10 protein-coding genes are annotated in these 14301 nt (G+C 58.1%); 7 read left to right on the forward strand and 3 right to left on the reverse strand.

Annotated features, from left to right (window positions below; translation table 11 throughout):
- Window positions 1–16 precede the first annotated feature (16 nt).
- Entirely contained in the window at window positions 17–1507 is a 1491-nt protein-coding gene (locus tag LOC22_RS21625; RefSeq protein WP_032648391.1) for an MFS transporter, read from the reverse strand.
- A 116-nt stretch (window positions 1508–1623) separates the two neighbouring features.
- Between LOC22_RS21625 and LOC22_RS21630 the strand changes: the two genes are divergently transcribed.
- The 6 genes from LOC22_RS21630 to narI all read left to right on the forward strand — a co-directional run bounded on the left by LOC22_RS21630 (window position 1624) and on the right by narI (window position 10516).
- Entirely contained in the window at window positions 1624–2199 is a 576-nt protein-coding gene (locus LOC22_RS21630; RefSeq protein ID WP_015570471.1) for a TetR family transcriptional regulator, read from the forward strand.
- Between the two features lie 210 nt (window positions 2200–2409).
- Window positions 2410–3795 (forward strand): NarK family nitrate/nitrite MFS transporter, encoded by a 1386-nt coding sequence (locus LOC22_RS21635; RefSeq protein WP_032620334.1) that lies wholly within the window; start codon window positions 2410–2412, stop codon window positions 3793–3795.
- A 67-nt stretch (window positions 3796–3862) separates the two neighbouring features.
- The gene (locus LOC22_RS21640) at window positions 3863–7603 is read left to right on the forward strand and encodes a nitrate reductase subunit alpha (RefSeq protein ID WP_230239197.1); all 3741 of its coding nucleotides are present in this window, start codon (window positions 3863–3865) and stop codon (window positions 7601–7603) included.
- Window positions 7600–9144, forward strand: coding sequence for a nitrate reductase subunit beta (gene narH, locus LOC22_RS21645; protein ID WP_032648393.1), 1545 nt, complete (start codon window positions 7600–7602; stop codon window positions 9142–9144). The genes LOC22_RS21640 and narH overlap by 4 nt, the downstream gene beginning before the upstream one ends.
- A complete protein-coding gene (gene narW / locus LOC22_RS21650; RefSeq protein ID WP_032102973.1) occupies window positions 9144–9839 on the forward strand; it encodes a nitrate reductase molybdenum cofactor assembly chaperone in 696 nt (231 codons plus the stop codon). The genes narH and narW overlap by 1 nt, the downstream gene beginning before the upstream one ends.
- Entirely contained in the window at window positions 9836–10516 is a 681-nt protein-coding gene (narI, locus tag LOC22_RS21655; protein ID WP_015570467.1) for a respiratory nitrate reductase subunit gamma, read from the forward strand. Before narW ends, narI begins: the two co-directional genes overlap by 4 nt.
- 80 nt (window positions 10517–10596) lie before the next feature.
- On the opposite strand, the gene nhoA is transcribed toward narI, so the two are convergent.
- The gene (nhoA, locus tag LOC22_RS21660) at window positions 10597–11442 is read right to left on the reverse strand and encodes an N-hydroxyarylamine O-acetyltransferase (protein WP_017382294.1); all 846 of its coding nucleotides are present in this window, start codon (window positions 11440–11442) and stop codon (window positions 10597–10599) included.
- 105 nt (window positions 11443–11547) lie between these two features.
- On the opposite strand from nhoA, the gene LOC22_RS21665 reads away from it, so the two are divergent.
- Complete coding sequence (locus tag LOC22_RS21665) at window positions 11548–12120, forward strand: flavin reductase family protein (protein ID WP_230239198.1); 573 nt, start codon at window positions 11548–11550, stop codon at window positions 12118–12120.
- A 48-nt stretch (window positions 12121–12168) separates the two neighbouring features.
- Here LOC22_RS21665 and fusA read toward each other — a convergent pair whose 3' ends face one another.
- Window positions 12169–14268: an elongation factor G gene (fusA, locus tag LOC22_RS21670; RefSeq protein WP_023296668.1), complete on the reverse strand. Its 2100-nt coding sequence runs from the start codon at window positions 14266–14268 to the stop codon at window positions 12169–12171.
- Between the last annotated feature and the right edge of the window lie 33 nt (window positions 14269–14301).

Below are 14301 nucleotides of genomic sequence, written 5' to 3' on the forward strand. Positions count from 1 at the left end.
CGGCTGGCCTTTTTTATTACTGCTGCCCTCCGACCTTCGCCAGACTAAACCAGATCCCGACCGCCAGAATCAGCAGCATGCCTCCCGCACTGCCCAGGGCCACGCTGTGCGAGGTGATGAACGCGGTTTTTGCCGCCGTCATCACCGGCTCGGCCAGCGACGGCGTCAGCTCCTGCGCCACCTTCATCGCTTCACCGATGGACGACGAGGCTTTATCGGTCAGCGACGCGCTCAGCCCCTGCGGCAGTACAATAGACGCCGAAAAGCTGCGGGTTAACAGCAGACCGAAAATGGCGATACCCAGACCAGCACCCAGCTCGTAGGACATGGTTTCGATCGCGCCTGCGGCGGCCGCTTTCTCTTTCGGCGCGGCAGCCATGATCGCTGACGTCGATGCCAGCAGTGCGCTGGCGGCACTGAAGCCCAGCAGCACCATCAGGCTCCACGCCTGCCACTGTTGGGTGCTGAAATCGAGCGTCGACAGGCCGATAAAACTGACCGCGCTAAGCCCCATGCCTCCGGCCGCGACAATGCGCAGCCCCAGACGCCCAACCAGCACACCCGCGATCGGCCCGCTAAATCCGCTCGCCACCATCACCGGCAGCATAAATATCCCTGCTTCAAACGGCGTAAAACCATGCACGAACTGCAACTCCTGCGCCATCAGCAGTTCAAAGCCCACCAGCGCAATCATGGCGGTCATCGCCATGACCACGCCGCTTAAAATAATGCGATGGCAAAACAGGCGCATGTCGATCATCGGCACGCGCGCGCGTAGCTGGATACGGACGAAGATAAACAGCATTACCGCTCCGGTAAGCAGCGTACAGGCCACCATCCACGGCGACAGCACCCCTTTCAGGGCGGTTTTGGCGCTATAGACCAGCAGTAAAATCGCCACAATCAGCATAATGGCATGGCTGATATTGAGCGGCTGCTCGGGCCGCCCCTGCTGAGCAGGCACCAGGCGCGCAGCAAGCGAAACCACGATCAGCACGATCGGCACGTTAATCAGGAACACCGACCCCCAGTAAAAGTGCTCCAGCAGCATGCCGCCAATCAGCGGGCCAAACGCCGCGCCGCCCGACCCAACGGCAGCCCAGACGCCGAGGGCGATATTACGGTGCCGCACGTCAATAAACAGGGTGCGGATCCCTGCAAGCGTAGCCGGAATGATCATCGCCGCGCCAATCGCCAGCGACGCGCGGGCGGCAATCAGCCAGCCCGCGGACGGCGCAAAAGCCGCCGCTAACGATGACAGGCCAAACAGCACGCTGCCGATCATCAGCAGGCGCTTAAAACCTATGCGATCGCCCAGCGCGCCCATCGGCAGCACCATTCCCGCCATCACCAGCGAGTAAATATCAATAATCCACAGCAATTCGTTGCCGCTGGCACCCAGCGTCATGCTCAATGTTGGCGCCGCCACGTGCAGCACCGTCGCGTCAATCGCCACCGGGATATACACCAGCACGATAATCACTAACGCTAACCACTGACGAAACATAAATTTCCTTTTCAGTTAAAAACTGGACACATGTCCAGAATGCGATCCTACGTAAAGTTGAACACTTGTCCAGCTCTTTGTTACACTCGTTTCGTTGCCATTGAGAGTGAGAAATTATGCGTTATCTGAGCAAGGACGAGCGGCGGGAAGAGATCCTCCAGGCCGCGATGCGCGTGGCGCTGACCGAAGGATTCGCTGCGATGACCGTGCGCCGCATCGCCACCGAAGCGGGCGTCGCCACCGGGCAGGTGCATCACCACTTTGCGTCGGCGGGCGAGCTTAAGTCGCTGGCGTTTGTCCGGCTAATCCGCGATTTGCTGGATGCTGAAATCGTTGGCGAAAACGCCGGCTGGCGTGAGCGCCTGCATGCCATGCTCGGCAGCGATGACGGCGGGTTTGAGCCCTACATTCGACTGTGGCGGGAGGCACAAATTCTCGCCAGCCGGGATAGCGATATCAAAGGCGCCTACGTTTTGACCATGGAGATGTGGCACCAGGAAACGGTCGCGATTATCCGCGCCGGGGCGGAGGCCAACGCCTTTACGCTTGCTGACCAGCCGGAAAATATCGCCTGGCGTTTAATTGGTCTGGTATGTGGCCTGGATGGCATATACGTATTAAATATGCCTGAAATGGACGACGCGGCATTTAATAAGCATCTGGATAAGCTTATTTCCCTCGAATTGTTTTAATACTCCCATCGGGGTATTAATTTCCGCAAATAGTTACAATTAGTAACACATAAAGCGAACCCTGATTCCCATTCCAAACTCAGGGATTCGCTTTTTTATCTATCCTTTCAGATGTATCCCATAACATCCAAAAATTTCTACAAACTGCCGAAAGGTATCTTTCTGTTTTCACTTCTTTTTTCTCTCCATTTGGGTAAGCAAGAGGGTGATATGTCACATCAAAGCGAGAAGAGTAATCAGCATCTGTTGAGTAACTGGAAACCGGAAAACGCGCAATTTTGGGAGAATAAAGGGAAACATATCGCACGTAGAAACCTGTGGATTTCCGTGGCGTGTTTGCTTCTCGCGTTTTGTGTATGGATGTTGTTTAGCGCTATTGCGGTAAATCTTAATAAGGTCGGATTTAATTTCAGCACCGATCAGCTTTTTATGCTAACGGCATTACCTTCTCTTTCCGGCGCGATATTGCGTGTCCCCTACTCTTTTATGGTGCCGATATTTGGCGGACGTTACTGGACCGTGTTAAGTACCGTTATCCTGGTCGTACCCTGTGTCTGGCTTGGGATCGCCATCCAGAATACCGCTACGCCTTACTGGGTCTTTATCATCATCGCACTGCTGTGCGGTTTTGCCGGGGCCAACTTCGCTTCCAGCATGGGAAACATCAGTTTCTTCTTCCCGAAAGCCAGACAGGGCAGCGCGCTGGGCATTAACGGCGGGCTGGGTAACCTGGGCGTGAGCGTGATGCAGCTGGTTGCGCCGCTGGTGATTTTTCTGCCGATGTTTACCTTCCTCGGCGTTCACGGCGTCCCCCAGGAGGATGGCTCGACGATGTGGCTGGCGAACGCGGCGTGGATCTGGGCGCCGCTGCTGATTCTTGCTACCCTTGCGGCGTTTTTTGGCATGAACGACATCGCCAGCTCGAAAGCGTCCATTGCCAGCCAGCTTCCGGTGCTTAAGCGCTTTCATCTCTGGCTGCTGAGCCTGCTTTATCTGGCCACCTTCGGCTCGTTTATCGGTTTCTCGGCAGGCTTTGCTATGCTGTCGAAAACCCAGTTTCCGGACGTAAATATCCTCCACCTCGCCTTCTTTGGCCCGCTGATCGGCGCCCTGGCGCGTTCGGCTGGCGGGATGATTTCAGACAGGCTGGGCGGCGTACGGGTGACGCTGATCAACTTCGTCTTTATGGCCATCTTTAGCGCCCTGATTTTCCTGACGCTGCCCGGCTCTGGTTCAGGCAGTTTTATCGCCTTCTATCTGGTCTTTATGGGCCTGTTCCTCACCGCCGGGCTGGGCAGCGGCTCGACCTTCCAGATGATCGCGATTATCTTTCGCAAAATCACCCTCGACCGCGTGAAAAAACAGGGTGGGAGCGACGAACAGGCACAGCATGAAGCGGTGACCGAAACGGCTGCCGCGCTGGGCTTTATCTCTGCCATCGGTGCGGTAGGCGGGTTCTTTATTCCCAAAGCCTTTGGCACATCCCTGGCGATGACTGGTTCCCCGGTGGGCGCCATGAAAGTCTTCCTCGTGTTTTACATCGTCTGCGTGCTCGTCACCTGGCTGGTGTACGGCCGCAAATCCTCACAAAAATAATAACTACCTCTTCGCCGGAGCGTGATGTCTCACCCTCCGGCCATGCTATCGAAGCAGGAGAAATGTCATGAGCAAACTGTTGGACCGCTTCCGTTACTTCAAAACAAAAGGCGACAGTTTCGCCGATGGGCACGGGCAGGTGTACCACACCAACCGCGACTGGGAGGACAGCTACCGTCAGCGCTGGCAGTTCGACAAGATTGTGCGATCCACCCACGGCGTTAACTGCACCGGCTCCTGTAGCTGGAAGATTTATGTCAAAAATGGCCTGGTGACCTGGGAAACCCAGCAGACCGACTACCCGCGCACCCGCCCTGACCTGCCTAACCACGAACCTCGCGGCTGCCCACGTGGCGCAAGCTACTCCTGGTATCTCTACAGCGCCAACCGTCTCAAGTACCCGCTGGTACGCCGCAGGCTGATCGAACTCTGGCGCGAGGCGCTGGCGCAGCATACCGATCCGGTGCTGGCCTGGGATGCCATCCAGAACGATCCGCAGAAAGCGCAGAGCTACAGGAAAGCGCGCGGAAAAGGCGGTTTTATCCGCTCAAACTGGAAAGAGCTTAACCAGCTGATTGCTGCCGCCAACGTCTGGACCATCAAAAACTACGGCCCGGATCGGGTAGCCGGTTTTTCCCCCATCCCGGCCATGTCGATGGTCTCTTATGCCGCCGGTACGCGCTATCTCTCCCTGCTCGGCGGCACCTGCCTGAGCTTCTATGACTGGTACTGCGATCTGCCACCGGCGTCGCCGATGACCTGGGGCGAACAGACCGACGTGCCGGAATCCGCGGACTGGTACAACTCCAGCTATATCATTGCCTGGGGGTCGAACGTGCCGCAGACGCGCACCCCGGACGCCCACTTCTTTACCGAAGTGCGTTACAAGGGCACCAAGACCGTCGCCATTACGCCGGACTTCTCGGAGGTGGCGAAGCTCAGCGACCAGTGGCTGGCCCCCAAACAGGGTACCGACAGCGCCCTTGCCATGGCGATGGGCCATGTGATCCTTAAAGAGTTCCACCTCGATAACCCGAGCGAGTACTTCCTCAACTATTGCCGCCGCTACACCGACATGCCGATGCTGGTCCTGCTGGATGAACAGGCTGACGGTCGCGTGGTGCCGGGCCGCATGCTGCGCGCGTCGGATCTGGCCGACGGGCTGGGTGAAACCAATAATCCGGAGTGGAAAACCATCGCCTTTGACGTGGCCGGAAATCTGGTGGCGCCGAATGGTTCCATCGGCTTCCGCTGGGGTGAAAAAGGCAAATGGAACCTGGAGTCGCTGGCTGCGGGACAGGAAACCGAGCTGACGCTTTCCCTGCTCATCACCCACGACAGCGTGGCAGACGTGGCCTTCCCTTACTTCGGGGGCAACGAGAACCCGCATTTCCGCAGTGTGAAGCAGGAGCCGGTGCTGACGCGCCGCGTACCGAGTAAAACCCTAACGCTGGCCGACGGCAGCCAGAGACGCGTGGTTAGCGTGTACGATCTGGTGCTGGCAAACTACGGCCTCGATCGCGGTCTGGAAGACAGTAACGCGGCGACAAACTACGCCGAGATAAAAGCCTACACCCCGGCCTGGGGCGAACAAATTACCGGCGTCCCCGCTTATCTGATAGAAAAAATCGCCCGTGAATTTGCCGACACGGCGCACAAAACTCACGGTCGTTCGATGATCATCCTCGGGGCCGGTGTGAACCACTGGTACCACATGGACATGAACTACCGCGGGATGATCAACATGCTGGTCTTCTGCGGCTGCGTCGGGCAGAGCGGCGGCGGCTGGTCGCACTATGTCGGCCAGGAAAAGCTGCGCCCGCAAACCGGCTGGCTGCCGCTGGCCTTCGCGCTGGACTGGAACCGTCCGCCGCGCCAGATGAACAGCACATCGTACTTCTACAACCACGCCAGCCAGTGGCGCTATGAGAAGCTCACCGCACAGGAACTGCTTTCTCCCCTTGCAGACGCATCGAAGTTTACCGGTCACCTGATTGATTTCAATGTCCGCGCCGAGCGCATGGGCTGGCTGCCGTCGGCTCCACAGCTTAATCTCAACCCGCTGCACGTTAAGGCCCGGGCGGACGCCGCCGGTATGTCGCCGCAGGACTATACCGTGCAGGCGTTAAAATCGGGCGATATCCGCTTCGCCTGCGAACAGCCGGATAACGGTAAGAACCACCCGCGCAACCTGTTTGTCTGGCGTTCTAACCTGCTTGGCTCGTCCGGGAAAGGCCATGAATACATGCTGAAATACCTGCTTGGCACCGAGAGCGGTATCCAGGGTGAGGATTTAGGCTCAACGGACGACGTGAAACCTGAAGAGGTGGAATGGCAAACCGCCGCCATTGAGGGCAAGCTGGATCTGCTGGTGACGCTCGACTTCCGCATGTCCAGCACCTGCCTGTTCTCGGATATCGTCCTCCCGACCGCCACCTGGTATGAAAAAGACGATATGAATACCTCGGACATGCATCCGTTTATTCACCCGCTTTCCGCAGCCGTTGACCCGGCGTGGGAGTCCCGCAGCGACTGGGAGATTTACAAGGGCATCGCCAAAGTCTTCTCTGAAGTGTGCGTCGGACATCTCGGCACCGAAACTGACGTGGTGCTACAGCCGCTTCAGCATGACTCCCCGGGGGAGCTGTCGCAGCCTTTTGATATTCTGGACTGGCGCAAAGGCGAGTGCGATCTGATCCCCGGCAAAACGGCACCGAACATCGCCGTGGTCGAGCGTAACTACCCGGAAACCTACGAGCGCTTTACGGCCCTTGGGCCGCTGCTGGACAAGCTCGGTAACGGCGGAAAAGGCATATCGTGGAACACCCAGAACGAGGTCGATTTCCTCGGCAAGCTCAACTACGTCAAGCTCGACGGCCCGGCGAAAGGTCGCCCGCGCATCGAGACCGCCATTGACGCTTCAGAGGTGATCCTCGCCCTTGCGCCGGAAACTAACGGTCAGGTCGCGGTCAAAGCCTGGGAAGCCCTCGGCGAACTGACCGGACGCGATCACACTCATCTGGCGCTGAACAAAGAAGATGAGAAAATCCGCTTCCGCGATATTCAGGCGCAGCCGCGCAAAATCATCTCCAGCCCGACGTGGTCCGGCCTTGAGAGCGAGCACGTCTCCTATAACGCAGGCTATACCAACGTTCACGAGCTGATCCCGTGGCGCACGATTTCGGGCCGCCAGCAGCTGTATCAGGATCATACCTGGATGCGCGCCTTCGGGGAGAGTCTGGTGGCCTATCGTCCACCGATTGACACCCGCAGCGTTACCCATATGCGCGAAATCCCGCCGAACGGATTCCCGGAAAAAGCGCTTAACTTCCTGACGCCGCACCAGAAATGGGGCATTCACTCCACCTACAGCGAAAACCTGCTGATGCAAACCCTGTCGCGCGGGGGGCCAATCGTCTGGATCAGCGAAACCGACGCGCGCGAGCTGGGCATTGAGGACAACGACTGGATCGAAGCCTTTAACGCCAACGGCGCCCTCACCGCCCGCGCGGTGGTCAGCCAGCGCGTGCCGCCGGGCATGACCATGATGTACCACGCTCAGGAGCGCATCCTCAACATTCCGGGGTCAGAAGTAACCGGACGGCGCGGCGGGATCCACAACTCGGTCACCCGCGTCTGCCCGAAACCGACCCACATGATCGGTGGCTACGCGCAGCTGGCGTACAGCTTCAACTATTACGGCACCGTCGGCTCGAACCGCGACGAGTTCATCATGATCCGTAAAATGAAAAACATTAACTGGCTGGACGGCGAAGGTCGGGATCAGGTACAGGAGGCGAAAAAATGAAAATACGCTCACAGGTTGGCATGGTTCTGAATCTCGATAAATGCATTGGCTGCCACACCTGCTCGGTCACCTGTAAGAACGTCTGGACCGGGCGCGAAGGGATGGAATACGCGTGGTTCAACAACGTCGAAACCAAACCGGGTATCGGCTATCCGAAAAACTGGGAAGATCAGGATGAGTGGCAAGGCGGCTGGATCCGCGGTATTCACGGCAAGCTGACCCCGCGCCTCGGCGGCAAAATGGGTGTGCTGTCGAAGATTTTCGCTAACCCCGTGTTGCCGCAGATTGACGATTACTATGAACCCTTCACCTTCGATTACCAGGATCTGCACCGCGCGCCAGAGGGCGATCACCTTCCTACCGCCCGCCCGCGCTCGCTGATTGACGGCAAGCGAATGGATAAAATCAAATGGGGGCCCAACTGGGAAGAGCTGCTGGGCGGCGAGTTCGAAAAACGTGCCCGCGACCGCAACTTCCAGAAGATCCAGAAGGAGATGTACGGTCAGTTTGAAAACACCTTCATGATGTACCTGCCGCGCCTGTGCGAGCACTGTCTGAACCCCAGTTGCGTCGCCACCTGCCCGAGCGGCGCGATTTACAAGCGTGAAGAGGACGGCATTGTGCTGATCGACCAGGACAAATGCCGCGGCTGGCGTCTGTGCATCAGCGGCTGCCCGTACAAGAAAATCTACTTCAACTGGAAGAGCGGCAAGTCAGAGAAGTGCATCTTCTGCTACCCGCGCATTGAGTCCGGTCAGCCGACCGTCTGTTCGGAAACCTGCGTCGGGCGCATCCGCTACCTTGGCGTGCTGCTGTATGACGCGGACCGTATCGAGGAGGCCGCCAGCACCGAGCATGAGACCGACCTGTACGAGCGCCAGTGCGACGTGTTCCTTAACCCGAACGATCCGGCGGTGATTGAGGAAGCGCTGAAACAGGGTATTCCGCAGAACGTCATCGACGCGGCACAGCGTTCCCCGGTTTACAAAATGGCGATGGACTGGAAGCTTGCCCTGCCGCTGCATCCGGAATACCGCACCCTGCCGATGGTCTGGTATGTGCCGCCGCTGTCACCGATTCAGTCCTACGCGGACGCGGGTGGTTTGCCGCAGAGCGACGGCGTGCTGCCTGCGGTCGAAAGCCTGCGCATTCCGGTGCAGTACCTGGCAAACATGCTCAGCGCGGGCGATACCGGTCCGGTGCTGCGCGCCCTGAAGCGCATGATGGCGATGCGCCACTACAAGCGTTCCCAGACCGTGGAAGGCGTGACCGACACCCGCGCCATCGAAGAGGTCGGCCTGACGGAAGAACAGGTAGAAGAGATGTATCGCTACCTGGCGATTGCCAACTACGAAGACCGCTTCGTGATCCCGACCAGCCACCGCGAAATGGCGCGCGACGCCTTCCCGGAGAAAAACGGCTGCGGCTTCACCTTTGGCGACGGCTGCCACGGTTCCGACACCAAATTCAACCTCTTCAACAGCAGCCGCATCGACGCGATCAACATCACCGAAGTGCGCGAACACGGGGAGGGAGAATAATGCAGATCCTCAAAATCATCGCGCTGCTCATTGAGTATCCCGATGAGTTGCTGTGGGAAAACCGTGACGAAGCGCTTTCCCTGGTGGAACAGGACGCGCCCATGCTGCTGCCGTTTGCGCAGCAGCACCTGAGCGCCCCGCTGCTGGATAAGCAGGCCGAATGGTGCGAAGTGTTTGAACGGGGGCGCGCAACCTCGCTACTGCTGTTCGAACACGTTCACGCCGAGTCCCGCGATCGCGGTCAGGCGATGGTCGACCTGATGAGCCAGTATGAGAAAGCCGGGCTCCAGCTGGACTGCCGCGAGCTGCCGGACTATCTGCCGCTCTATCTGGAATATCTCAGTATCGTCAGCGATGACGAGGCGCGTGAAGGGCTGCAAAACGTCGCGCCGATCCTGGCGCTGATTGGCGGCCGGCTGAAACAGCGCGAGGTGGCGCATTACCAGCTGTTTGATGCCCTGCTGACGATGGCCGGTACACGGCTTTCCAGCGACAGCGTGGCGAAGCAGGTGTCTGGTGAAAAACGGGATGATACCCGTCAGGCGCTGGACGCCGTGTGGGAAGAGGAACAGGTGAAGTTTATCGAAGACAACGCCACATCGTGCGACAGCTCGCCGATGCAGCAATATCAACGACGCTTTAGCCAGGACGTCGCGCCGCAGTACGTGGACGTCAGCGCCGGAGGCCCAAAATGACACATTACCTGAACGTGTTTTTCTATGACATTTATCCGTACATCTGCGCCACCGTGTTTTTCCTTGGCAGCTGGTTGCGCTACGACTACGGGCAGTACACCTGGCGCGCCTCGTCGAGCCAGATGCTCAGCAAGCGCGGTATGAACTGGGGCTCTAACCTGTTTCATATTGGCATTCTGGGGATCTTCTTCGGGCACCTGTTCGGCATGTTAACCCCGCACTGGATGTACGCCTGGTTTTTACCCGTCGCGGTTAAACAGCAGTTAGCCATGATTGCGGGGGGGATTTGCGGGGTGCTGACGCTGATTGGCGGGTCGATGCTGCTGATCCGCCGCCTGTTCAACCAGCGGGTGCGTGCCACGTCCACCACGCCGGATATTATCATCATGAGTATCCTGCTGCTTCAGTGCATCCTTGGGCTGTCGACCATTCCTTTCTCCGCCCAGTATCCTGACGGAAGCGAGATGATGAAGCTGGTCGGCTGGGCGCAGGGGATCGTGACGTTTAAGGGAGGCTCGTCAGAAATGCTGAGCGGCGTCGCGCCGATCTTCCGCGTGCATCTGGTGCTGGGGATGACGATCTTCCTTATCTTCCCGTTCACCCGTCTGGTGCACGTGTGGAGCGCGCCGTTTGAGTATTTTACCCGTCGCTATCAGGTGGTGAGGTCGCGCCGTTGATTTTGTCGGGTGGCGGCTTCGCCTTACCCGACCTACGTTTCAAGCCGCTGTAGGCCCGGTAAGGCGTAGCCGCCACCGGGCTATTTACCTGCCTGTGGATGCGTATCAAACCCCGCCATCACGGCCGTCAGCTCGGCCAGGGTAAAGCCGTGCTTCGGGTCATCAACGCCCAGGCCAAACCGCGCCTGCATCAGCTTATACAGCGCCTCCGCATCCGGCAAATGGATCTGCTCCTCCACATGACCGTTCTGCCAGTGGGTAAAATTAAAGTTGGTCAGCGTCAGCTTGCCCCCGTCCGGCAGGTGGCGACACATCAGCAGGTGATGACGGAAATGGGACTGCGGCCAGTGCGCCGACCAGAAGTTTCCCATCACGTAATCGTTGAAGTACTGGGTCGCCAGGTCGAAGTGGTACATTGACTGCCAGTGCTCGTGATGGCGGAATTGCAGTACCCAGTCGTTACCCTCGCTCAGCAAACGATAACGCCCGTGCGGGGTTTCCTGTTCCTCGTTGGCGATCAAACGAATCGGCGCCGTCAGCGTTTGTCCGCCAAATCCCACATCGGCGATCCAGCGCTCGCCGTTCAGCTCAACCAGCAGCAACCGGTGCGTACGCGGCGGCATCTGCGACGGATTGGCCAGCACAACCCGCCCCAGCACGCTGCGCACCGTAAAACCGACTTCGCGCAACACCCGCTCAAACAGGCCGTTTTGCTCGAAGCAATACCCCCCCCGACGTGCGGTGACCAGTTTATCCACCAGACACCCGTCGTCCAGATGGATTTCACGCGGCAAAACGACATCAATATTTTCGAAAGGGATCGCGCAGTTATGGTGTAAATGCAGCCCCCGCAGGGTATCGATATCAACCTGTACGGGCTGCTGCCAGCCCGTGCGGGCGAAATAAGCACTCAGAAATGGGGACATGATTTGCTCCAGGATGTGATATCCCCTGTTTATAAACTATTTTCCCTTATGCATATGCGCAAAAGTGCTTTTTCGTCATACTCATCGTGTACATGAGGAGATCCTATGAACCACTTTCGCTCTGTTGAATTACGTCATGCCAGCCGTCTTCTTAATCACGGTCCAACCGTGCTCATCACCAGCCGGGATGAGACCATCGATCGTCGCAACGTCATGGCCGCCGCATGGTCTATGCCGGTGGAATTTGAGCCCCCGCGTATCGCGATTGTGGTAGACAAAAGCGCGTGGTCACGGGAGTTGATCGAACGCAGCGGGAAATTCGGCATTGTGATCCCCGGCGTGGCGGCAGCCAACTGGACCTGGGCGGTCGGCAGCGTCAGCGGGCGCGACGAGGATAAATTCAACTGCTACGGGATCCCGGTTATTTATGGCCCTGAGCTTGGCCTGCCGGTTATAGAAGAGAAATGTCTGGCGTGGATGGAGTGCCGGTTATTGCCTGTAACCTCTGCGGCAGAGAAATATGACACCCTGTTTGGCGAAGTGGTTTCCGCCGCGGCGGATGAACGCGCATTTGTCGCCGGACGCTGGCAGTTTGACGGGGATAAACTGAATACGCTGCATCATCTGGGAGCGGGCACGTTTGTCGCGAGCGGGAAAATGGTGAAGGCGCTGGATTAACACACCTCAAAAAAGAAAAGCCCTCTTCCTGAGGAAGAGGGCTTTTTATTACTTAACACGCTTCGCAATAATCTCATCCGCCACATTCCGCGGAGCTTCCGCAAAATGATGGAACTCCATCGTATACGTCGCGCGCCCCTGGGACATCGAGCGCAGCGTGGTGGCGTAGCCAAACATCTCAGCCAGCGGGACGTCAGCGCGAATAATCTGGCTGCCGTACTGTTCTGCCATTCCCTGCACCAGGCCGCGACGGGAGGAGAGATCGCCCATAATGTTCCCGGCGTACTCTTCCGGCGTTTCCACCTCAACGTGCATCACCGGCTCAAGAATAACCGGATCCGCCCGCCTAGCGCCCTCTTTGAAGCCGAGGATCGCCGCCATGCGGAAGGCCATCTCCGAGGAGTCAACGTCATGGTAGGAACCAAACGTCAGGGTCGCTTTCACATCCACCACCGGATAGCCCGCCAGCACTCCCGTATTCATGGCTTCTCGCAAGCCTTTTTCCACCGACGGGATGTACTCCCGCGGCACCACCCCGCCTTTGGTGGCATCTTCAAACACAAAACCACTCCCGGCGGCTAACGGCTCAAGGCTCAGAACCACATGACCGTACTGCCCTTTCCCGCCGGACTGTCGGACAAATTTACCTTCAATATCCTTCACCGCTTTACGCAGGGTTTCACGGTAGGTGACCTGCGGACGACCAATGTTCGCCTCAACGCCAAACTCACGCTTCATGCGGTCAACGATGATCTCCAGATGCAACTCGCCCATCCCGGAGATGATGGTCTGACCGGACTCTTCGTCCGTGTGCAGGCGGAACGACGGATCTTCCGCAGCCAGGCGCTGTAGGGCAATCCCCATTTTCTCCTGATCGGCCTTGGTTTTCGGCTCAATCGCCAGCGAAATAACCGGGTCCGGGAACTCCATCCGTTCAAGGGTGATCACCGCATTCGGGTCGGTCAGCGTGTCACCGGTGGTAACGTCTTTCAGCCCGACACAGGCTGCGATATCCCCTGCACGCAGCTCGTCCACCTCATGGCGATCGTTGGCATGCATCAGCACGATGCGCCCGATACGCTCTTTCTTGCCCTTCACCGGGTTGTACACCGCGTCGCCTTTGCGCAGTATGCCAGAATAGACGCGGATAAAGGTCAGCTGGCCGACGTACGGATCGCTCATCAGCTTGAAGGCCAGCGCCGAGAACGGTTCATCATCGCTTGGGTGGCGCTCGGCGTGCTGTCCGTCTTCGTCTACCCCATCAATAGCGGGCACGTCCAGTGGAGACGGCATCAATTCAATCACCGCGTCGAGCATGCGCTGCACACCCTTGTTCTTGAAAGCGCTGCCGCACAGCATGGGCTGTATTTCACCGGAGATGGTCCGGACGCGCAGCCCCTGGATGATTTCCGCTTCATCCAGTTCGCCCGTCTCAAGGTACTTATCCATAAGCTCATCGCTGGCTTCTGCCGCAGCCGAAACCATTTTTTCTCGCCACGCCTGGGCGGTACTCAGCAGATCGTCAGGGACTGGCGCATAGCTGAACGCCATGCCCTGCGTCGCATCATCCCAAAGAATAGTGCGCATCTTGATGAGATCCACCACGCCGGTGAAGTGTTCTTCTGCCCCCACGGGGATCACAATCGGGACCGGATTGGCTTTCAGCCGCTCCTGCATCATCCGCACCACGCGGAAGAAATCTGCGCCCGGGCGGTCCATTTTATTGACGAACGCCAGACGCGGAACATGATATTTATTCGCCTGACGCCAGACGGTCTCCGACTGCGGCTGCACACCACCGACGGAGTCATAGACCATTACCGCGCCGTCGAGCACACGCATGGAACGTTCCACCTCAATGGTGAAATCCACGTGCCCGGGGGTGTCGATAATATTGATGCGGTGCGGTTCAAAGCCTCTGTCCATACCGGGCCAGAAACAGCTCACCGCCGCCGACGTAATGGTGATCCCGCGCTCCTGCTCCTGCGCCATCCAGTCGGTGGTTGCCGCGCCATCGTGTACTTCACCCAGCTTGTGGCTCATCCCGGTGTAAAACAGGATGCGCTCAGTGGTGGTTGTTTTGCCCGCATCGATATGCGCGGAGATACCGATGTTGCGATAACGTTCGAGTGGAATGGGTCGGGGCATGTTATTTCCTTAAGTCTTCATGACTGGTTTGTG

It is taken from the genome of Enterobacter sp. AN-K1, from assembly GCF_020971765.1.
GTDB lineage: Bacteria > Pseudomonadota > Gammaproteobacteria > Enterobacterales > Enterobacteriaceae > Enterobacter > Enterobacter hormaechei_C.